The sequence below is a fragment of the Paracoccus aerius genome, from assembly GCF_014656455.1.
Lineage (GTDB): Bacteria > Pseudomonadota > Alphaproteobacteria > Rhodobacterales > Rhodobacteraceae > Paracoccus > Paracoccus aerius.
This window is the reverse complement of record NZ_BNCL01000019.1, coordinates 43732-64484: the sequence shown is the minus strand read 5'-3', so window position 1 is coordinate 64484 and position 20753 is coordinate 43732. Positions and strand designations below refer to the sequence as shown.

The 20753-nt window shown below is 61.7% G+C and carries 17 protein-coding genes and 5 pseudogenes; 5 read left to right on the top strand and 17 right to left on the bottom strand.

Annotated features, from left to right (window positions below; all coding sequences use genetic code 11):
* Both IE224_RS17155 and IE224_RS17150 read left to right on the top strand, forming a co-directional pair.
* Positions 1-349: pseudogene (locus IE224_RS17155) on the top strand (hypothetical protein); the annotation flags it as partial.
* A 243-nt stretch (positions 350-592) separates the two neighbouring features.
* Positions 593-1228 carry a hypothetical protein gene (locus IE224_RS17150; RefSeq protein WP_146038716.1) on the top strand — a complete coding sequence of 212 codons (636 nt, stop codon included), beginning with the start codon at positions 593-595 and terminating at the stop codon, positions 1226-1228.
* Positions 1229-1552: 324 nt separating this feature from the next.
* On the opposite strand, the gene IE224_RS21310 is transcribed toward IE224_RS17150, so the two are convergent.
* Positions 1553-1675: a hypothetical protein gene (locus tag IE224_RS21310; protein ID WP_256388169.1), complete on the bottom strand. Its 123-nt coding sequence runs from the start codon at positions 1673-1675 to the stop codon at positions 1553-1555.
* A 508-nt stretch (positions 1676-2183) separates the two neighbouring features.
* Here IE224_RS21310 and IE224_RS21120 point away from each other — a divergent pair.
* From IE224_RS21120 to IE224_RS17140, 3 genes are all read left to right on the top strand, one after another.
* Positions 2184-2549, top strand: a complete 366-nt coding sequence (locus IE224_RS21120; RefSeq protein WP_202380214.1) for a helix-turn-helix domain-containing protein — start codon at positions 2184-2186, stop codon at positions 2547-2549.
* Positions 2524-3141, top strand: a complete 618-nt coding sequence (locus tag IE224_RS21115; RefSeq protein WP_202380217.1) for an IS630 family transposase — start codon at positions 2524-2526, stop codon at positions 3139-3141. The genes IE224_RS21120 and IE224_RS21115 overlap by 26 nt, the downstream gene beginning before the upstream one ends.
* 169 nt (positions 3142-3310) lie before the next feature.
* A complete protein-coding gene (locus IE224_RS17140) occupies positions 3311-3640 on the top strand; it encodes a hypothetical protein (RefSeq protein WP_191312170.1) in 330 nt (109 codons plus the stop codon).
* Between the two features lie 204 nt (positions 3641-3844).
* On the opposite strand, the pseudogene IE224_RS17135 reads toward IE224_RS17140, so the two are convergent.
* The 16 genes and pseudogenes from IE224_RS17135 to IE224_RS17060 all read right to left on the bottom strand — a co-directional run.
* Positions 3845-3949, bottom strand: a pseudogene (locus IE224_RS17135) (transposase domain-containing protein); the annotation flags it as partial.
* Positions 3950-4161 (bottom strand): annotated as a pseudogene (tnpB, locus tag IE224_RS17130) (IS66 family insertion sequence element accessory protein TnpB); the annotation flags it as partial.
* A gap of 305 nt (positions 4162-4466) precedes the next feature.
* Positions 4467-5222 (bottom strand): IS21-like element helper ATPase IstB, encoded by a 756-nt coding sequence (gene istB, locus IE224_RS17125; protein ID WP_191312168.1) that lies wholly within the window; start codon positions 5220-5222, stop codon positions 4467-4469.
* A gap of 17 nt (positions 5223-5239) precedes the next feature.
* Positions 5240-6772 carry an IS21 family transposase gene (istA, locus tag IE224_RS17120; RefSeq protein ID WP_191312166.1) on the bottom strand — a complete coding sequence of 511 codons (1533 nt, stop codon included), beginning with the start codon at positions 6770-6772 and terminating at the stop codon, positions 5240-5242.
* 188 nt (positions 6773-6960) lie between these two features.
* A pseudogene (locus tag IE224_RS17115) lies at positions 6961-7071 on the bottom strand (IS66 family insertion sequence element accessory protein TnpB); the annotation flags it as partial.
* Positions 7068-7430: pseudogene (locus IE224_RS17110) on the bottom strand (transposase); the annotation flags it as partial. The pseudogenes IE224_RS17115 and IE224_RS17110, both read right to left, overlap by 4 nt.
* A 146-nt stretch (positions 7431-7576) precedes the next feature.
* A complete protein-coding gene (gene mazF / locus IE224_RS17105) occupies positions 7577-7903 on the bottom strand; it encodes an endoribonuclease MazF (RefSeq protein WP_103174720.1) in 327 nt (108 codons plus the stop codon).
* On the bottom strand, positions 7903-8145 hold the full coding sequence (locus tag IE224_RS17100) for an AbrB/MazE/SpoVT family DNA-binding domain-containing protein (protein WP_191312164.1): 243 nt from the start codon (positions 8143-8145) through the stop codon (positions 7903-7905). Before IE224_RS17100 ends, mazF begins: the two co-directional genes overlap by 1 nt.
* A 253-nt stretch (positions 8146-8398) precedes the next feature.
* Positions 8399-16792 carry a glycoside hydrolase family 94 protein gene (locus IE224_RS17095; RefSeq protein ID WP_191312161.1) on the bottom strand — a complete coding sequence of 2798 codons (8394 nt, stop codon included), beginning with the start codon at positions 16790-16792 and terminating at the stop codon, positions 8399-8401.
* Entirely contained in the window at positions 16789-17277 is a 489-nt protein-coding gene (locus IE224_RS17090; protein ID WP_188716498.1) for a hypothetical protein, read from the bottom strand. The genes IE224_RS17095 and IE224_RS17090 overlap by 4 nt, the downstream gene beginning before the upstream one ends.
* Positions 17278-17487: 210 nt before the next feature.
* Entirely contained in the window at positions 17488-17922 is a 435-nt protein-coding gene (locus IE224_RS17085) for a hypothetical protein (protein ID WP_188716496.1), read from the bottom strand.
* Positions 17923-18025: 103 nt separating this feature from the next.
* Positions 18026-18187, bottom strand: a complete 162-nt coding sequence (locus IE224_RS17080) for a hypothetical protein (protein WP_191312159.1) — start codon at positions 18185-18187, stop codon at positions 18026-18028.
* Between the two features lie 278 nt (positions 18188-18465).
* On the bottom strand, positions 18466-18687 hold the full coding sequence (locus IE224_RS17075; RefSeq protein ID WP_103175206.1) for a hypothetical protein: 222 nt from the start codon (positions 18685-18687) through the stop codon (positions 18466-18468).
* Positions 18688-18714: 27 nt separating this feature from the next.
* Positions 18715-19605 (bottom strand): transglutaminase-like domain-containing protein, encoded by an 891-nt coding sequence (locus tag IE224_RS17070; RefSeq protein WP_191312157.1) that lies wholly within the window; start codon positions 19603-19605, stop codon positions 18715-18717.
* Positions 19606-20062: 457 nt separating this feature from the next.
* Positions 20063-20299, bottom strand: a complete 237-nt coding sequence (locus tag IE224_RS17065) for a hypothetical protein (protein WP_202380211.1) — start codon at positions 20297-20299, stop codon at positions 20063-20065.
* 59 nt (positions 20300-20358) lie between these two features.
* Entirely contained in the window at positions 20359-20565 is a 207-nt protein-coding gene (locus IE224_RS17060) for a cold-shock protein (protein ID WP_126156212.1), read from the bottom strand.
* Positions 20566-20753 lie beyond the last annotated feature (188 nt).

Below are 20753 nucleotides of genomic sequence, written 5' to 3'. Positions count from 1 at the left end.
TCGCTATGAGGTTCTCGTTGAAGAAGAGCTGATCGAAGGTCTCAGCTTTGCGGCGTTTAGAGAAACCGGGGCCTATCTGATGATCCATGAAAAAGGGCACAGCACAAGGCCCACAGAGATGCGATCGATCTCGTCGGCCTATCTCGACATGGCCCTGAAACGGGACGCTATATTAGACACCACGGTTGAAGGCGCCTTTGTATCTCCCTCTGACAAAACCATTCCGGAGGAAGAAGGGTCAACGCTTCAAGACATGCAGGCACAAGATCTGCCATCGCAGGAAACCGCGACTGTCGGCAACAGGATCAAGCAATGGATCGAGACCGTAACGTCGCCTTTGCCACGGTGACGATCGCCTCAGATCTGCAAAGGCAGCGCCAGTCAGGCGAATGGCCGCTGGCAAGAAAGGTAAACAGTCATGTTCCCGTCCCTCGAACCCCCGCAGCTCCTAGTGCTCCGGCTCATGGCCAGGATTGCCCTTGCGGCAGGCCTTGCTGCCTTGCTCGCGCTTCCAGCGTCCGCACAAATGGGGGTTGGTCCAATACCGCCGAATGCTCAGCCCCGCAGTTACGGCGGGGGCTGGGATTGCGACTTGGGCTACGTTCTGGAGGGGGCGGAATGTGCAAAGGTCGAGGTTCCTGAGAACGCCTATGCAACCAGACGCTCCTACGGAACGGGCTGGAACTGCCACCGCGGATTTGAAAAGGTTGATGGAACGTCCTGTTCTGCAATCCTTATACCGGAAAATGCCTTCTTGAAGTCGTCAGGCTACGGCTGGCAATGCGAACGCGGCTACTGGAAAGACGAGGACCTTTGCGTGTCAATTGTTCTGCCGGAGCATGCTTATCTTACGGATAATCGAACCGGATCCGGATGGGCCTGTGAGCGTGGTTTCACAGCAGATTTGGACCGCTGTATTCCCATTGTTGTGCCGGAAAACGGTTACCTGACCAACGTGGATTACGGCGATGCATGGTCCTGCGAGAGAGGATTTATTCAGGTCGGCGACCGATGCGATCCCGTGGTTCTCCCGATCAACGCCTTCCTCGATCCAGGTGCTTACGGACCAGGATGGCGCTGCGATCGTGGGTACGCACCAGATGACCGGGAGCGCGGGTGCGTCGCGATTGAGCTGCCGAGGAATGCACATCTTGATGACTCCGGAAACCGATGGGAGTGTGACCCCAGCTTCCAGCTCTCGGAGGGGGCGTGCATTCTTGGGCGATGACGTGGAAGACTTCCCGTGCATGACTATCCGGCGTACGCAAATGTAACGAGTGGCTGTCTGACCACCAACGGCAGCAATCGGGCCGACCTTACCCCACTTGACCCTCACCCGAAGAGATTGCCACGAAGCTGCGGCGAGTCAGGGTCTTGGCATCGCAGGGCTGTTCGGTAGCGCAAGCGAAATCGCCCAAGCCCGCTGGAGGCGCAAACGAAGCCAACCCTTCGTGCCACAGCTTCAGGCCTTTGGCGGTCAGCAAGGTGGCCGATCAGCATGACCAGAAACCAATGATACTGCCGGACCATGTCGTCTCACGCCCGATCCGTATCAGTCATTCGAAGCAGCCGTTTTGAACGTGGGCAGCTTGAAAAAGGCTTCGGTACGTTTGCCATCCTCGTCTTTACCGTGGACCTTATAATATTGGTCCTCGGTTTTGACGTTGTCGATCATCCATCTCTTTTCTATCCGACCATCGGCCTACGAGATGCCTGCAGAAGGCCCATGTAATTGCGCGTTCTGATCCCTATATCTGTAGTGACCTTTCAGTATCTTCTGCACGGTCTTATGGAGGGCCCGACAATGGGCACCGACGTCAAGATGCCTGGCGATGGCCAGCATGTGAACCGGGTCACTGAACCCTCTCAGGAAAAGTTGTCCAGCGGAATTGGTGCAAGCCAAAAGCGCGAGGCTGGGCGCCCGGGCCGCGATCCCGACGACCAGGCGCGCCCAGCCGATGGAGATCGGGCGTAACTTTTGGCATCTGCAGAACTGGGAGGATGATGGCGGAGCCATCGTTTTCCCGGTGTCGTTCAGGAATGTTCGCCATGGGCAAGTTGCACGCAGACCTCGTGTGATTTATATCTGAACTTTCCTAGAGCGTATCTCAGCCATCAAGATTCAGGATTCCCAGCCTGCCGATGATGTGATTCTCTTCTGCTAGGGCAGATGGAGATGTCAGATGGGCAAGCCACATCCAGTAGAGCTTCGGACCCGGGTCATCGGCTACGTGGACGAAGGTCACGGACACCGTCAGGCTGCTCGGCATTTTCGGGTGTCGCCGAAGTTCGTCAATGATCTGGTGAAGCTGCGGCGCGAGACCAGATGTTTGACGCCGAGGCGACAAGGCAATGGCGGCGGACATGGCAAGCTGGTGGACGTGACCGGCTGGCTCAAGGCCCGCGTCGCGGCCAAAAGCGGGATCACGCTTGATAAACTCGTGGCCGAACTGGCTGAGACGCATGGCATCGATGTCCACCGCGCCACCGTCTGGCGCGTTCTGCGGGGTCTCGGACTGACCCATAAAAAAAACTCTGCAGGCGCTTGAACAGAAGCGAAAGGACGTCGCCGCTCTGCGCCATGTCTGGATTGTGAGACGCCAGCCTTTCATGGCCAATCACTTGGAGCGATTGGCGTTCGTTGACGAAACCGGGGTCAAGACGAACATGGCCAAGACCACAGGATGGGCACCCTGCGGGCAGCGCCTCGTTGATCATGCACCGTTCGGACATTGGCGCACCCAGACCTTTGTCGCCGCCCTGCGCCATGACCGGTTGGACGCGCCCTGGGTGATCGACGGCGCAATGAACGCCGAGATGTTCAACCTTTATACCAAAACCCACCTGGTCCCGACGCTCAGGCCCCGTGACGTCGTCATTCTGGACAATCTCTCCAGCCACAAGAGCTCGGCCGCAGCGGCAGCCTTGCGCGACATGGGTGCCTGGTTCCTGTTCCTGCCGCCATACAGCCCCGACCTCAACCCGATCGAAATGGCTTTCGCCAAGCTCAAGGCGCTGATCAGAAAAGCTGCCGCACGAACCTACGATCAACTATGGGCTGCGGTTGGCCAGGTCTGCGATCTGTTCTCCGACGAGGAATGCTACAACTACTTCAAAGCTGCAGGGTATGAGGCCGATTGAGTGCAACGGGCTTTAGAAGCGAAGTCAGCGCGTCGGCCTCAGGCCGGTTTCGTCTGCATGCCAGCAAAACTCGGCAGGCCCCGCCGGGGCCGCGCATCGACGCGATTAGGGAGAACCAATCGCAGAGCTGCCGCTTCAAAAAGGCAATGCCACCAGAGGGGATCACGACATGATCGATGCGATGAAACGACTGATCGAAGCGACAGAGTCTGGTACCTGGGACGAGAGTTGGCGATGGCTTTTGGATAATGTCGGCATCATTGACCCCCAGCGGTTCTCGGACGCATATCTCGGATCGCTTGACGCAGCTAAAGCCATTCATGATGCCTTGCTGCCGGGGTGTAGGATCGAGTTGTTCGGTCCTACGGCACAGGGCCTGTACGGGGTGGGCTTGCCCACTCTTGGACAAGATATGGTTCTTGGTCCGAACCCTGCTCGGGCATGGTTGTTGGCTATCCTCCGCGCCAAACTGGCCCAGACGGATCAGGATCCCTTATAAAAAGAGGTCCATAAGATCCGTACTGCGCCTTTCTTGACTAGCCAAGGAGCTGTCTACGGCACCATCCAAGCGCAGATCGCCTGGGCGGTATCTCCCACAACCGCCCAGGCTTCTTCCCTGGACAGGCCGGCGATGTCAAAGAGCGCGATCATGGCCTCGGCCCTGGTGGCCATGCGTATCCGTCCGGCATGACTGCCGTTGATTTCAGGCTTTCTGCCAATTCCAAGACAGGAGTTCGTCGATGCGATTGATCTTGTGATCGGCGATGTGGGTCAGCACCCAGATCAGCCATGCCTCGGGGTCGACACCTTGCGGCATTCGCCAGTCGATCCCTCCACGAGCATGGAGAGCTGAGCGGGGCTGAGACTGACTTTCCCTTCCTGGGCGGCAGGCCAGACAAAGCGCCCACGCTCGAGGCGCTTCAGAAAGAGACATCCGCCCTGTGAATCCCACCAAATGATCTTCAAAAGATCACCCCGACGCCTGCAAAATACGAACAGATCACCGGAATAGGGGTCCTCCTGCGTATTCCACCGTATCCGACCGCTTATTCCAGCAACATCCGACCAGCTGTTCCACGATCATCCGACCGGTCGGCGGTAGCGGTCTGAGGCAAAGTCTTCATTGTTGATCCGGGTGCATCCGGTCAAGGGTGATGTTGGGGCGGAGGGTTGTCCACGGGAGGGTCCCGCGCGCCCGGCGCCGCGCCCGCCAGGAGGCTGGCGGTGTCGGGCGCGTAGGAGGGACCAGTGGGCAACCTGGGGCTGGGGCCCTGCTCATTGGCTGGCCTCGGANACCAGTGGGCAACCTGGGGTCGAGGTCATGTTCATTGGCTGGCCTCGGCGCGGTTGTCGATGCCGGTCTTGCGCAGCGACGGACCATCCAGGGAGATCCGGTAGGCATTGTGAACCAGCCTGTCGAGGATGGCGTCGGCGAAGGTGGGCTCACCGATGACATGGTGCCAGGTCTCCACGGGGAGCTGACTGGTGACGATGGTCGAGCGGCGGCCGTAGCGCTCCTCCACGATCTCCATCAGGTCGCGGCGCTGCGTCGCGGTCAGGCGGTCGGGGCCCCAGTCGTCGAGGATCAGAAGATCCACACGGGCGATCTTGCGGAACAGCCGGTCGAAGCGCCCGTCGCCGCGCGCCAGCTCGAGGTCGGAGAAGAGCCGCGGCAGCCGGTGGTAAAGAACGGTGCGGTCCGCGCGGCTGGCTCCATGGCCGAGCGCGCAGGCCAGCCACGACTTGCCGACCCCGCAGGGCCCGGTGATCAGCACCGAGCGGTGCCGATCGATCCAGTCGGGGCTGGCGAGGCTCTGGAACAAGGCGCGGTCGAGGCCGCGAGAGGTTCGATAATCCACATCCTCCATGCAGGCGCCGCCATGGCGCAGGTTGGCGGCACGCAGGCGCGACTGGAACCGACGGGTGCCGCGCCGAGCTTGTTCGCGGTCCAGCATCAGCCCGATCCAGGCGACGGGGTCGAGGCTGCGGCCGCGATCTTCGCTGATCAGCTCGGCAAAGGCTTCGGCCATGCCGTCGAGCTTCAACGCGTTCAGCGCCTCAAGGGTGGGGTGGGTCAGCAAGGGGTTGTCTCCTTTGGTCAGTGGAAGAACTTGGCGCCGCGGATGTTGGCGTGGGTGATGGGCGGGGCTTTGGGTGGCCGGTCTGGGGGACGGCCGTCGAGGCGGTTCAGCAGGATCGACTTCACCGACGTCATGGTGCGGGTGTTGATGGCGAGCGCGCGGTCACAGGCGGCCTCGACCCGCTCGGGCCCATAGCTGCGGGCCAGACGCAGGATGCCGAGGCAGGAGCGAAAGCCCTGTTCGGGGTGCGGCCTGTCGCGGAGGATGACGTCGATCAGGATCCCGGTGGCAGGACCGATGCGGGCGGCCCGGTCGCGCAGCTGCTCGGGCGTGGTCTCGGCATAACGACGATGGCTGGCAGGACGATGGTCGTTCAGCGTCGTTGCGCCGGTGTCGCCGGGGGAAGCGCGCCTGTGGCAGGCCACACGCTTGCCGGCGCGGAAGATCTCGACGGTGCCCGCCGTCAGCCGTGCCCAGAGCTGCTGGCGGATCAGGTCGTGTGGCACCGAGTAATGGTGGCCTTCCAGCCGGACATGATAGTCGGCACCAACCGTGGCGCGGCGCCAGTCGGCATGGACGAAAGGCTCCGGAGGCAGCGGCTGCATGGCCGGGCGATCGAGCGTCTCGAAAAGGTCCTGACGCGCGGCGCCAAGGTGACGGCTGACACGGGCATTCAGACGAGCGGTTTCCACGCGGATGGCGGCGTTGAGTTCGTCGAGGGTGAAGAACTGGCGATTGCGCAGTCGCGCGATGATCCAGCGCTGAGCAAGAAGAACCGCCCCTTCGACCTTGGCCTTGTCGCGCGGTTTGTAGGGCCGCGCCGGAAGGACGGCGGTGCCATAGTGCGCCGCCATCTCGGCGTAGCTGCGGTTGATCTCGGGCTCGTAGAAGCAGGCCCGGATCACGCCGGACTTCAGGTTGTCGGAGACCACCAGCGCCGGCACCGCGCCAAATGCAGCGAAGGCGCGGGTATGAGCGCCGATCCAATCCGGCAGCGCCTGGCTCCATGTGGCCTCGGCGTAGGTCATGTTTGAGGCGCCCATGACGGCGATAAAGATATCCGCCGGACGGGCAGCCCCGGTCACCGGATCGGTCACCGTCATCCGGGTGCCCGAGTAGTCAACGAACATCCGCTCGCCTGCGACATGGCGCTGGCGCATGACCGGCGAAAGGCGCCCAACCCAGCGTCGGTAATGCTCGCAAAAGGCCGAGTAGCCATAGCCGTCGGGGTGCTGGCCCCGATACTCGTCCCAAAGCAGCGCCAGCGTGACGCCCGGCCGCTTCAGTTCGCGATGAACCATCGCCCAGTCCGCAGCGGCAATTTGGCGGCCCTGCGAGGGCGGTGGAGGCGGGAACACCCGCCGTTCCAGTGCCTCCTCGTCCAGGCCCTCGGGCAACGGCCAGGACAAGCCAGCCACCGCGGCGCGGCGCAGATACTCGATGACCGTTGTCTTGCCGACGCCGGTCGCAAGTGCGATCCGCCGGGTCGACATGGCCTGCGCATGCAGGCGCAGAACGTCCTCGATCTTCCTCATCGGCAGTCTCCTCATCGCGCCCCTTCTTCCGCTGTTGCAACAGCTTCTGGGTAGCGCAGGTGGTCTGCCTCAGACCCGCTCCGTGTGACGGAGCCCGCTCAGATCAGCCTGGTCGGATGCGGCTGGAGCGGGTGGTCGGATGGTCGTGGAATGGCCGGTCGGATGTTCATGGAATGTGTGGTCGGATCACCGTGGTGCGCGCAGTCCTCCTCCAGAACCTTCTCGGCCTGCGCCGCCAGCGTGTTGAACCCCCGCCGCATGTCCGTGACGCCGGCCGCCAACCAGATGCGCGTGTTGCTCGGCACCGGGATCATGACAGCAGCCCCAGAACCGCCGCTAGGCTGGTTGGGCTTTCCACCAGGATCCGCCGGCCGAGGGAGAGCGTGATATCGACCCGCTGTGCGAGCGGCTGAGTATCCGCCGGTTGGTGTGTTCCGACGACATCATTCATCAAATGCGAGGTCGTGGCCGAAGCCGAGATTTCCACCGGCAGGAAGGTATGGCTATCTTCGACAGCCTCTGGCGACTTGGCGCCGCCGGGTGAAAACCGTGGATCCCGCAGCCAGGTAAAAAGCAGGTTCGAGTTCATCGAATAGCGCCGTGCCACCTGTGCAACGGATACGCCGGACGCCCGTGTCTGCCAGCAGATCGAGCGTTTCTCCTCGTCAGACCAGAACCGCTTCTTCTACCCCTTCGTGCCCGCCAGCGAGTGCCTCAAGATGTCCATTATCAACCATGGACATTATCAAGCGCGGGCTTTCACCGTCAGGGCAGGCACACCGGACGGATACGTAATGTGCTGCGCAGCAGATGGGTTTATTAACCGATCAAAGCCTTTGCTTTCATCCGGACTGCCGCAAGTTCCGCATCAGAAATGCGGCCTTTGGCCTTAGCCCGATGCGCACGCCAATCCAGGGACTTGACTTGGTCCGCCAGCACGGCGCTGCCAAGCGCATCATCGATCGGCACCTCAAACGGATAGCCTTTGCGTTTCGCTGTCAGCGGACAGCACAGCATCAGACCGATCCGGTTATGGGCTGCAGGCGATAGAACAGCAGCGGGGCGGTGCCCAGCTTGTTCATGTCCTGCGCGTGGCGAAAATTCCAGCGAGACGATTTCTCCAGCCTCAGGAACATAATCTGCCATCAGAGAGCTTCGTTACCGACTGGTGCCCCGAAATCGACCTGATCATGAATGTTCTCCGGCGTGATACCGGCAAGCAGATCAGCAAGGTCATACTCTTCGTGGGCAATGGGTTCGATGACAACGCGCCCTTTGTCCTCTCGCACCTCAACGGCCTGATCCAGGCGCAAGCCTGCCGCAGCCATGACGGATGCGGGAATGCGCACTGAGGCGCTGTTTCCCCATTTCTTGACTACGGCGCGCATCAGGACCCCATGTCTATACATTGTTTATACTGCCTCGCATTGAAACATATAGCAACGGCGTTTCAAATACCGGATGACCAGAAGAGAATGGTGCAGAGATCAGGATACAGCCAATTGATATAAAATAATAATATTCCGTAAATCCGATTATCACCTCAGGAGCTATAGCCGGGGCGCGCGCTATTTTGAAATGCAACTTTCAGACCGCTGGCACCTCATTGCTCCTCATACCATTTGATACTCGGCTGCCATCCTAAAGCGCAAACGTTCCATCCTCACCTGGCCCTTCCCCGTCCAGTGTAACACCATCTTGCTTGACCTCGATCTGGCGCTTGTGGCCCGCCACTGTGATTGTAGCGCTGAAGCCCGGCCAGTGGGGCGGAAGGGCCGGTTCGATCCGCAGCCGATCGCCGCCTTCAGGGACAATTCCCAGGATGCCCTCGACTGCCGCGCGGTATAGCCACCCGGCGCTGCCCGTGTACCAGGTCCAGCCGCCGCGCCCAGCTTTCGCCCCTTCGCCATAAACGTCGGCTGCGACAACATAGGGTTCCACACGATAGCGGTCGACATCGGCCCGGTTCGCAGCGTGAGAAATCGGATTCAGAAGATCAAACAGCCGGTGCGCATCGGCACCCCTGCCCATCCTGCCCAGGGCATAGACCATCCAACTTGCGGCGTGAGTGTATTGGCCGCCATTTTCCCGCACGCCGGGAGGATAAGCTTTGATATAGCCCGGTTCCTTGTCGGTATTCTCGAAAGGAGGCGTGAAGAGCTTCAACGCCTGTGCGTCTTGGTCCAGTAGCCAGGTCAGGGCGGCATCCATCGCGGGCCCGACCCGGTCAGGCCGCCCCGCCTTCGAGATTGCGGCCCAGCTTTGCGCAATGGAGTCGATGCGGCATTCTGCTGAATCCGCCGAACCCAAGGGGCTGCCGTCGTCGAAATAGCCGCGCCGATACCAGGCGCCATCCCAGCCTGCGGCATCCAGTGCCTCGGCCACCGCCGTGCGGTGCGTGCGCCAAACGGCGGCGCGGACATTATCACCTCGCGCCTCGGCCAAAGGGATGAACGCATCGATGGTGGCGCACAGGAACCAGCCAAGCCAGACGCTCTCGCCCCGTCCTTCTTCGCCCACTCGGTTCATGCCGTCGTTCCAGTCACCACCTAGCATGAGCGGAAGCCCGTGCGATCCAGTCCGCGCCACGGCCAGATCCAGTGCGTGGGCGCAATGGTCGTATAGGGGGGCGACTTCGCCTGATTGCTCGGGTGTCAGGAAGTTGTCGTGCTGTCCAGGCTCCAGCACAGGACCGGTGATGAACGGCACCGGCTCATCCAGAATGGCGCGGTCACCTGTCAGGCGGACATAGCGTTCCGTGATGTGGCCCAACCAGATGACATCGTCCGAAATCATCGTCCGCACCCCTGCGCCACTTGAAGGCAACCACCAGTGCTGCACGTCTCCCTCGGTGAACTGGCGTGCGGCGGCGTTGAGGATCTGGCGGCGGCACAGGTCCGGATCGTGAAGGATCAGCGCCGACGTGTCCTGTAACTGGTCTCGGAACCCGAAGGCGCCGGATGCCTGGTAGAAGGCCGAGCGTGCCCGGATGCGGCACGCTAACGCCTGATATGGCAGCCAGGTGTTGATCATCAGATCCAGCTTCGGGTCGGGCGTCTGGATCTGAAGCGTGTCTAGGAACCCTTCCCATTCCGCTGCCGCGCATTCAAGCGACTGCGCCACCTCCGTCACGCTGGTGACGGCGCCAAGGATACTGGGCAACTCGGCTTCGGGCGCGTCGGCCAAGGCAAAAACCACTTCGGCCGTCTCTCCAGGCGCCACGGCAAGGCGGGTCCGCAGCGCCAGGCAGGGATCGCCTCCCGTATCAGTCGAATTGGCGGGCCAAGATCCGACCAGAGCCTCGGGGCAGCGCACGTTGCCCGCGCCAAGCATCGCCGAACGCGAGGCCAGCCACCCTGTCACTGCGAGGTCGCAAGCGAGGCCCGCGGCCCGGCCTGGAAACTCAATCGACCCCGCATTGCAGGCGATGACGGCATTGGCGCCGGCCTGTGCGCGGATCACCGAAGCGGTGCGGCCGCGGTCGTTGCCTAACACCAGTTCGGCATAGGCGAGACAATCGAGCTCCAGCTGTTCCTTCCCTCGATTGGTCACACGCAAACGGGTCAGCTTGGCGGGTCCATTGACCGCCAGCGTCTGAACTGCCTCCAGATCGATCCAGTTGCTCCAGGAGCTGAAGCGGCTGTAGCCTAGCCCGTGCCGCGCTTCATGGATTGCGCCCGGATCAGAGCACAGTGCCGAGAAGGGCGACGTGATGCGCCCGGTTCGGCGGCATTTCAGCAGGATTGCCTCGCCCGGGCGGTTCTCGACTGGGTCGTTCGACCATGGAGTGATCTGGTAGTCGCGCGAATTTACGGCCCATGTAAAGCCCACTCCTTCGGCCGAAACATGGAAGCCGAAGCCGTCGCGGGCAATGACATTGATCCAGGGCTGGGGGGTGGATTCGCCATGACGAAGACGAATGACATATTCGCGTCCGTCAGATGAAAAACCGCCGTATCCATTGAAGTGACGCAAGTCCTCTACAGGAAAATCCGGCATATCGCGCGGCGCGGCATGTCCGAATGAAATGGGTCGATCGCGGTTTGTCGGCACGGCCACCGCAGCGGCCTGAACCCGAGCCAGTTGTTCCGCCAGCGTGCCGTTGCGACTGTGCAAGACAACCCGTCCGGCTGCCAACAGAGCCCGCATCTGGCCGGGATCCATCTGGTCCTGCCGCAGGACAAAGACGTGACGCGCGGCGGGATCGAGATGTGTGCGCAGGAATGTGTCGCACAACGCTGTCAGCGCGCTCTGCAAGTCCTGGATATAGCTGGATGCCCGGTCGTTCAGGATCACCAGATCGGCCCGAACGCCATGGTGGCGGAAATAGCCCTGCATGCGCAGCGCGGTTCGGACGATGGGTAGATCAGTTTCGGTATCAATCCGCAGTATCATGATCGGCAAGTCGCCCGAGATACCGAGCCCCCAAAGACTGGACTGCGGACCGATGGCGGTGCGGAGTTCGGCATCCTGCACGGCCATTTGACCATCTGGCCAGATCAGCTGGGCAGCATAGGCGCGAAACATCGCCGCCTCTTCCAGCGAACTGTCCATGTGGCGCAGCTGCACCTGTGAAAGTGTCCAGGCCAGACGACTTTCGTGGTCATATGCGGCGCGATCCGCATAATGGTTCAGCGCAGCGTCAAGGGATGCGTCGTCATCGGCGACAATGGTCCAGAAGGTCAGCGATGCTTCTTTCCCCGGTGCAATGCGGAGCCGACGGCGCAGCGCGAAGATCGGGTCCAGGGTGAAGCCCTGCCCGCCGCCCAGCCGCATGCCTGGCTCCATCGCAGCCGGGTGGGTAATGTCCTGCCCCCTGCCGATAAAGGTGCGACGGTCAGTCTCTGCCCCCAAGGGCGTTCCTCCAACCGCCAGATGCGCAAGATACAGCACGGGTTCGGTCCCACGTCGGTTGCGGCGCGCGGTGACGGCGCTGCCATCGCGTTCGATTGCCGTACGCACAAACATCTTGGAAAATGCCAGATGGGCCAAGTCCGCCTGCGGCCTGTCCAGCACGATCTCTCCATAGCTCGTCACTTCGATCACGCGCGGTCGCTTTGAAAGGTTGCGAAGCGTCAGGCGCATCCCCTCTGCTTGCGCTTCGGACGCTACGATGATCTCAAGATGGCTCTCGATGTCGTGGGCAGTCTTGAGGAATTCCGCCTTGTGGCCAGAAAAGATGGCGCGCGCTATCTCGGAAGGCTCTGCCGTCGGTGCAGACGTTGCGGACCACCAGTCCTGCGTCTGGGCGTCGCGCAAGAACAGGAACAGTCCGTCGCGATCCAAGGTTGGGTCCGGACGCCAACGGGTGACGGCCCGGTCGTCCAACCGCGACCAGCCGGTGCCGGTTCCAGTGACCATTCGGGTGTACCGGCCGTTCGACATAAGCCCGATGGCCCGTGGCGCCTCGGCCGGATTCTCCAGGATCGTCTGCAATGCCGGGGGTAGTTCCGTACCGCCCTCGCGGCTGTGGCCTGGGGCGGGGCGCGTGATGGGCACGATCTCTCGCGGGGCCTTTTCCTGCAGCAGCAACTCAGCCGCCCTGATGACCGGATCGTCGTGGAAGCGGTCGCGGTGAATACCTTCTAGGAGCGCGTTGGCGATCGCCACAATGCTCATGCCCTGGTGGTGGGCCATGACGGTGCGGACGATGGCCATATCGAAGCCTGTGGGCAGGCGGGCAGGGGTGAAGTCGATGGCGTCGAAGAAGCCATACGGCCCTAGGGCGCCGATCCCCTCCAGGCGGTCAAAATTGGCGACCGCCGCGCGCGGACGGATCTGGCTGGCCAGCGCGGTGGCATAGGGGGCGACAACCAGATCCTCTGTCCCCGCCCGCTTCAGCGCAAGCGCCGGATCGCCGAAGGCATAGTATTGGTAGTTCATCTCGCGGTCGCGGGCGTTGAAGGCGCTTTCGGATACGCCCCAGGGCACACCCCGAGCGCGCCCCTGGGCAATCTGGACATCCACCGCCGCCACGCAGGATTGCGAAAGCAGGCTGCCCTGCCGTTCGTGCATCACCAAAGGCGGCATCAGGTATTCGAACATTGATCCCGACCAGGACAACAAGGACCCGTGCGTGCCTAGGGCGGCCACCGGTCGGCCCAGGCGGAACCAGTGCTCGTTCGGGGCATCGCCCTTTGCAATGGCGAACAGGCTTGCCAGCCGCGCCTCGGACGCCATCAGATCATAGCAGCTCTCGTCCAGTTGCTTGGATTCGGCACGATACCCGATAGACAAGAGTTGCCGCTGCGGGTTCATCAGGAAACCAAAGTCCATCCCGAAGGCAAGTGCCCGGGCGCGTTCGGACAAGGAGGCCAGGCGTTCCTCAACCTTTGGAGCATTTCCGGGTGGTCGTATCGCGGCCTCGCAAGCGCGTTGCAGTGCCTCGGCCCACCAGAGGAGGTCGCTGCCGTCGGTTTCGAGTTCCCCCACATAGGCCTCAGCGAACTGACGGATATCGCCTGCGATCACCGTCAGATTAAGGCCCTGCATCACTGCCAAATGTGGCTCGGTCAGTATGTCTGCATAGCTTCTTGAGAAGCCGTCAATGCGTTCCTGCAGGCGGCGGAGCAGGGGCCGCAGGGCGCGGCGGTCATCAGGAATGGTTTCAAGCTGGCGTGCCAGCACGTTCAGCACATCGCCGACCCCTTGCGGATTGGTGGGCACATGGACGATGGCTCCATGCGTCCACCCCCGCAATGCGGAGGCAAGCGTTACCAGATGGCCTGCAAGATTGCCGCTGTCCACTGATGATACATAGCGTGGCTGCAGCACCGAAAGGTCGCGCGTGTCATACCAGTTGAGCAGATGGCCATTGAACTTTTCCATCCGCTCCAGCGTGGACAAAGTAGCCTCGATGCGGTCCAGCGTCTCGGGCAGGCCGATCCAGCCGAAATCGCGTGCCGAGAGTGTCGCCAGAAGATACAGGCCCGCATTGGAGGGCGAAGTCCTTTCGGCTATCTTCGGTTCAGGAGTATCCTGGAAGTTGTCTGGCGGCAGGTGATGAGTGTCGGCACCGACGAACTCCTCAAAGAAGCGCCAGGTGATCCGGGCGGTGCGGCGCAACGCTGCAGCATCTGCTGGAGCGACATTCAGCCGGTCCTGCGTTTCCAATGTGCGGCTTGTCTCCCATGCCAGTAGCGGGGCGATAAGCCAGGCCAGCGCGACCAATGCAGCCAAGGGCAGGTTCGCAGGGTTGATCAGCGCGACCAGGATCAGCACCACGATCGCCGTCACCGGAGCCACGGCCATGCGCCGCAGATAGTCGGTCCGGCTGCCCGCCCCACCCGCCGCAACGTCTGAGTTGCTGCGCCACTCCAGCAGGTGCCGGCGGCTCACGCACATGCGGTGCAGGGTCCGGCCGATCGCGTCCAGCGCCAGCACTGCCTGATGGGGCATGAAGGACAGGCGCAGCAGAACCGCCGACAGATACCCTTTCGCCTCGGCAAGCACCACTCGAAGGTGCCGCTGGGACGAAGCGAAAGGATGGCCCGGCACCAGTCCGGCGTAGAAGCTCATCACTGATCCCATGAACAAGGTCAGGATCAACAGGATCTGCAACCGCAGGGCGACGCCGGGTGTTAGGGCGAGCCATCCCATCACCGAGGCCGCGATCCATGCTGTCGGCACCAGCGAGCGGCGCAGGTTGTCCATCATCTTGAACCGCGCAAGCCTGCCCAACCCGTTGCCGCGCGACAGGATAAACGGCAGAAGCTGCCAGTCCCCTCGAATCCAGCGGTGCTGACGTGCCGCATCCACGTGATAGTGGGTGGGAAAATCCTCGATCACCTGGACGTCGGTCACCAGTGCAGATCGGGCCAGCGCCCCTTCGAGCAAGTCGTGGGACAGGACCGTATTGTCGGGAATACGCCCTTCTGTCGCCTGAGTGAAGGCATCCAGGTCGTACATGCCTTTGCCGGTAAAGCTGCCTTCTTCGAACAGGTCCTGGTAAAGGTCGGACACCGTAAAGACGTAAGGGTCCAGACCTCTGTTGGTCGAGAAGATCCGCTGGAAGACCGACGCTTCGTTGCCGGACGTCAACGATGGCGTGACCCGGGGCTGAAGGATCGCGTGCCCCGACACCACTCGGCCCGTGGCGTCGGATATGGGGCGGTTCACCGGATGGGCCAGCTTCCCTGCCAAGGCCGACACCGAATTGCGCAAAAGACGCGTATCGCTGTCCAGCGTCAGCACAAAGCGCACGTCAGCAGGGGGCAAGGGCCCAGTTTCCATGAACGAAGTGTCGGCGTTCCCACGCAGCAGGGCGTTCAGCTCCATCAGCTTGCCGCGTTTTCGCTCCCACCCCATCCAGATGCCTTCCTGCAAGTTGCGAACACGGTGACGGTGGAGCAGGTAGAAGCGGCGGCCAGTGGCCGCGTAGCGGCTGGCCAGCGCCTCGATCCCGGCGCGTGCGTGAGCCAGCAGCAGGGTGTCGTCAGAACGGGTTTCGGTCGGACTGTCGCCCCAATCCGACAGCAATGCAAAATCGATCGCACCCAATGCGTTGGACAGGTAGTGAAGCTCCAGGGTCCGTAGCACCTCGTCTGTGTCGTCGCGTGAAGTCAGCAGGTAGGGGATCACGACCAGCGTACGGGATGTCTCTGGCACCCCGCTGGCGAAATCATAGGCAGGCAAGCGCCGGGGCGGGAACAGGCGGGCCGCAGTAGCCTGTGCAATGGCAAGCGCGGCCTCGGAGGCAGGGAACAGGGCGAGGACAAACAGCAGCACGGCCACCCAGGCGGGGGCGTCAAGCCCCTGTACCATCAACGCGGCAATCAGCAGGGTCACGACGATCACAGGGCCGGCCAGGGCAGCCCAGCCTGCGCGGCGGCTTCTGCGGCGCAGGCGCTCGGCCAGCGTGGGACGATAGGCGATATGCGCCTCGAGTCCTGGCAAGCCTTCGGCCAACAGCAGCCGCCCCGGGTCCGCACCATCCGCGGCTGTGAGCGCTGCGCGAGCCACCTCCACTTCGGTGAAGTCGGATCGCCGGGCCAGCCGCTCGATCTGTTCGCGGTACGTGTTGCGAGTTGCGCCATCCAGGGCAGCAAACTCTGGTGCGCGGCGCAGTTCCCGATCAACACTCGATACGCTCTCGAACCATTCCAGCCAGTCCGTTTCGTCGATCAGGCGCAGGCTTCTGATGATGTTGCCCATGGTGACATTGCCGCTGGACTGGCGGGCATGCTCGGCCGCCAAAATCGAGTCAGGAGTCTGCCCCGCAGCTGCTAACTGTGCCTCGAGCCAGTCTAGTGCCAGGGCTGTCGTTCCCGAACCATCCCGGAGGCGATAAAGGAGTTGCGCAGCAAAGGTCGCGTCACGGGCCGCTGAAGACTCTGACGCCAAGAACGCCGCTGCTTCCGTGAGGGCGGCTCCCACCAAACAGTCGGCCAGTGCATTGGCTGCCGCACGCTTGCGGTTGCCATCCTCGATCCGGTCGGACAGGCGACGCAGGTTTTCAAGCAGCACGAAGCGCAGCAGAGAAGGGACAGCCCAGACCTCACCGATGGTCAGATCGGTATGGCGCTGCATTCCACCGACGAGCTGGCTCAATTCCTCCAGAGTCACGGCAGAGTTGGTCAGCGCGACATGGGTCCACGCCAATGCCAACACGCGAGGGACGCGCGCTCCGCCTGCCAGTTGAAGAGAAGGCAGGCTGCCGTAGAACTTCGGCTGCAGATCCCGGTGCAGGTGGCGGAAGGTCTCGTCAACAACGTGGTGGTTATCCAGCAGCCATTCAGCGGCAGGGGTTACAGTACCCTTGTTGCGAACCTCGTTAAAAATCGAAAGATAAGTGGCTCGTACAGCCGCGCGGTTATTCGTCAAGCGACCGAGAAATTCAAACATGTGCCATGCAGGCAATGCGGGAGCCGATGACGCCGCCAGAGCGATGCCGGCCTCGGTAGGGCTGCGATCAAGCCAGACCTCGTGGCGGATGAGGGCAGGGAGCAGGGGCCAGTTCCTGGCCGTGATACGCTCTTCCAGGTGATCTATCCTATGCGTTGAGGCGGGTTGGTTTTGGCGTAGGTTCGCCGTCACAGGCTACCGGATCCTTGAGTACCAATGACTTGCGTCTCATCATCGGCACCCTTGCCGTCGCGGGGTGTGATTGGCTCTTGCTGACCTTGCAGGGGATCCGCGGGCGGTTTTCTGGTCCTCGAATATAGGTCGCGCAGTTCGGCTTCGCCCACACCATCGGCCTCCATCACAAGACGGATCATTGGGTCAGCCAGCATTTCCTCCAGGAAGAAATCTGTCAGTGCCTTGCCTGTCAGCTTGTCCTTTGCCACCGCCCGTTCAAATTCCGCAAATGGGACGGTCAGCGTTCGACTGAGACCGGGATGGGAGGTGCGGGGGTGCAGACGCACCAGAACAGACGCCTTCCAGGCATCTGGGCTGACCCCGGCTGAAGGAGGGGAGAATTGGGTTTCCACCTCGTATTCACCAGGAGGCAGGGGCTCATTGAAGCTCGGAAGTTCGAAGGCCCGCAGGAAGATGGCGGTGGTCTTGATTGAACCGGTCAATTCGGCTCCCTCCAAAAGGGTTGCTATGTCAGCCGTTCGGGCACTTGCGCTTACAGTTTCGCCTGAACGTAGGACCAACCAAGTGCTTGCTTCGCAGGGTGAAAGCAGTGGCCGTGATTGGGACTCTCTTCGGAGGCAAGCAAGATCTTAGAGCGGCAGCCAAATGCCACTCGTCTGAATTACGCGGCAGTCGAGAGTTCTGAAGACGAGTCAGCGTGGTAGTAGCGATGTCACAGTCCCGATCCATCGCTTGATCCTGTTGCCGACGGTCGCGCCCTCCTTCGCCTCCAGATCCTGTGCCTGCACATCCTGATCAGGGGAGCCACCTTTATACGGACTGACAGCTTCAGAGGCAGGTGCCGACTCTGCGCTTTCAGCCGGCCCATCCAGGAGGGCATCACGCTTCAGTGCCATGGTGAGATAGGCCGATGAAATGGCGCGCATCTCCGTCGGCCCCGAGCTGTGCCCCTTCCCGTAGATCATCAGATAGGCCCCTGTTTCCCTGTATGCAGCGAAACTGAGACCTTCGAGAAGCTCTTCCTCAACCAAGACCTCATAGCGACCAGGCGGGAACTCCTTGTTGGAGCCGGGCACAACGAAAGCGTGCTTGAATTCAACGGCAGAGGTTGTGGACCGCGTGGACATCTGGATTTCCTGGCAAAGAGCGCTGCGGCAAGACGGAGTCCCCTGAAAAAAGGGCGGAGTTTGACCCCGCCCGAACCGTTGACGCTCGTAACTGGATGCTGCCCTAATCAGGCAAATGGCTCTTTTTCTCTGATGCGCCTTCGTGATCCGGCTTTTGCCAGGTCTCGGCGTCCTCTCGATCTTGCAGGCGACCGGGATCACCGTAATCCAGCTGTGGATCGCGCGGGTCATTGTTCTGATTGTCGGCTGGGCGCAGGGTCCCCATCGGGGGTCCTCCATAAGTCACAAGCAGAGCAGTCCGCTGTGACCCTTCAAAGATGGGAACCATCCTTGGGGATTGCGAGAGCGTTGGCGGCACAATCGTGCAAGCCTCTGGTCACGCGCTAAAGAACGATGCGCATTCAAGAGGGGCAGCGTCGGGGTATCAAGCCGAGGTGGTCTGGCCTCCGGCACGGTCTTGCCTTGATGGAACATGAAGAGCGACGGTCGGCCTGAGCCTGAATGGGAAGGCCCAACTGTCATCCCTGCTTCTGCACCAATCTGTCATCCATCCTCAGGCGCTTTCGCAGGACTCCCCATCCGGGCAACCTCCTCCATGATGGTCTTGAAGGGCTCGGTCACGTTGATCAGGGTGCCGTCGGTGAGCTTGATCTCGGTTCCCGCATCGTCTGCTGCTTCCCTTACAGAAACAATGTGATGGATCGCGATGGCGGTCCTGCTGGCTGGCCGCCCCGGTTCGTTCAGATGAAATACCACGAAAACCATTTTTGGTCTCTCCTTACGCGGTCCGTGTCAGGACGACCCCGCCATGGCCAGTGTCAGGGCAGGGGCCTCCGGCAGGTGCTCCAGCTCCTTCAGAACATCGGCCTGCGTCATCGTTTCTGGAAGCTCGTCCGTCCACACCCGGAACAGATCCAGCTGATAGGTTCCAAAGGACGTGATCATGGCGCCGTCCGCCGCATCGCGTCCGCGGACCATCAGGATGCGCCCGATCCTGGGCGTGTTGTAGCGCGCATCGAAGGTATACCAGCGGTCTTCCAGATAAACCTCGAACCAGGCGCAAAAGTCGCCGGGACCTGACGGTGGAACGCCGATATCGCCGAGATAGCCGCTCGCATAGCGGGCCGGAATGTTCGTGGCGCGGCAGAGTGCAATTGCCAGGTGCGCAAAGTCCCGGCATACGCCCGTCGCCTCGGACATGGCATGGACCGCGGTTTTCGTGGGCCGCCCGAATTTGTAGCCGAAGGTCAGATGATTGTGGACGAAGTTGCAGATTGCCTGGACACGCGCCCAGCCGGGCTTGGTGCCGGCAAAGAGATCCCAGGCCTGTTGCGACAGCATGTCTGCTTCGCAATAACGGCTGGCCGTCAGGAAGGGTAATGTCTCGGGGGGCAGGTGCGCGACCTCATGCTGTCGGGCGTTCCAGTCAAAGACGTCAGGCTCTCCCTCGATCTCGATGACGTCATCGGACCAGAGCCTTGTCTGTCCGCGGGGCGCCACCAACCGTGCCCGTCGGTTGCCGAAGGGGTCCAGAAACTCCTCGATCGGCACGGACGGTTCCGTCATGATCTTGTTGGCGCCCAGGATGCGGCCTGCAACGGAAGGGTGGGGCGAGAGGGCCAGGATCAGGGGAACAGGTCCTGGCGTGCTTATGACGATCTCGAAACCAAAGCGAACAAGCATGAGGGCCTCCTTGCAAGGGGCAGGTTTGATCGGAAGGCCGCCTTTGCGGCGGAACGGCGCTGCCGTGTGGCGCCTGGAAGAAGGCCCGCTGCCCGCGCAGGACCATCTGCCCATCAAATGCTGTTCGGCATTTACGTCTTATCGTAACCGCTGGTCTTGAAGAGCCTTCAAGGAGGAGACGGCCAGGGAACCACAAGACGGTACAGATGCCGGGGCAAGCGACAAGCAAGAGGGGGTGAGGCAACATGCCCTGCGACCGTTGAATTCGCAGAGGCACGCGCGAACCCAGGCGGGTTGCGTTCCCTCCGAGAACGGCAAGGCTTCCCCCGCCGCCAACCTTATCCATTCAAACGTCAACTGCGCCCAATTGCCTGGCGTTTCTGTCTATGCGTGGGTCTGATGCTGCCAAGGCGCGCCGTTTTTCAGCATGGCGTTTGCGAAGGCGATGATAACCGGCTTATGCGGCTTGTGCGCAGGCCTTCTTCTTTCGCGGCCGCTTGGCCGCTGGTTGTTCAAGAGGGGTGGCGGCCGCCTCGGCATCCCGCGCCAGTCTGAGCCTTCGCAATCGCTTGCTGTTGGCGTCTCGCTGGCTGATCTCGCTCGAGATTATCTCTCGTGCCGCGTCGTTCGTTCGATCCCACAGGGTCTGTGACGCCGGGACCTTGAACAGGGCTTCGGCTTTTTTTGCGGCCATTGTGTCGCTCCTCGATAAGTTGCCCGGCCCTGACAGGGCCGGGCACTGGGAGTCTGGGATCAGGCCAGTGTAAGGTTCGAGGCGGAGTCACGGCCATCGCGACCGCGTTCCACATCGAAGGTCACTGCCTGACCATCAGCCACCTGATGGATGCCGGCGCGTTCCAGCGCCGAGACGTGAAGGAAAATGTCCTTCGTGCCGTGTTCGGGCTCAATGAAGCCAAAACCTTTAGTTGCGTTGAACCATTTCACGGTGCCGTTGGCCATCGTGAGATCTCCTCATTGGTGCCACCCGCTGAATGCGATGGCCTGGCTTGGCGTCATCAAAGAGCGACTGAAGCCAGAAGGAGACAGAAGTCGAAGGAACAGCGTTGCCATAGACAGGTGGGCATCATACCGCCCCATTACAAGGGCGGTGCGATGGCGTCCCGAGGCGTGGCGTCGCTGGCAGGGGT

Coding starts and splice junctions, on each gene's coding strand:
- IE224_RS21120 (WP_202380214.1), top strand. CDS start 2,184: ATGGGCAAGCCACATCCAGTAGAGCTTCGGACCCGGGTCATCGGCTAC.
- IE224_RS17070 (WP_191312157.1), bottom strand. CDS start 19,605: ATGCTTGTTCGCTTTGGTTTCGAGATCGTCATAAGCACGCCAGGACCT.
- mazF (WP_103174720.1), bottom strand. CDS start 7,903: ATGGCAGATTATGTTCCTGAGGCTGGAGAAATCGTCTCGCTGGAATTT.
- istA (WP_191312166.1), bottom strand. CDS start 6,772: ATGAGGAGACTGCCGATGAGGAAGATCGAGGACGTTCTGCGCCTGCAT.
- IE224_RS21310 (WP_256388169.1), bottom strand. CDS start 1,675: ATGATCGACAACGTCAAAACCGAGGACCAATATTATAAGGTCCACGGT.
- IE224_RS17085 (WP_188716496.1), bottom strand. CDS start 17,922: ATGTCCACGCGGTCCACAACCTCTGCCGTTGAATTCAAGCACGCTTTC.
- IE224_RS17080 (WP_191312159.1), bottom strand. CDS start 18,187: ATGGGGACCCTGCGCCCAGCCGACAATCAGAACAATGACCCGCGCGAT.
- IE224_RS17060 (WP_126156212.1), bottom strand. CDS start 20,565: ATGGCCAACGGCACCGTGAAATGGTTCAACGCAACTAAAGGTTTTGGC.
- IE224_RS17140 (WP_191312170.1), top strand. CDS start 3,311: ATGATCGATGCGATGAAACGACTGATCGAAGCGACAGAGTCTGGTACC.
- IE224_RS17065 (WP_202380211.1), bottom strand. CDS start 20,299: ATGGCCGCAAAAAAAGCCGAAGCCCTGTTCAAGGTCCCGGCGTCACAG.
- IE224_RS17100 (WP_191312164.1), bottom strand. CDS start 8,145: ATGCGCGCCGTAGTCAAGAAATGGGGAAACAGCGCCTCAGTGCGCATT.
- IE224_RS17075 (WP_103175206.1), bottom strand. CDS start 18,687: ATGGTTTTCGTGGTATTTCATCTGAACGAACCGGGGCGGCCAGCCAGC.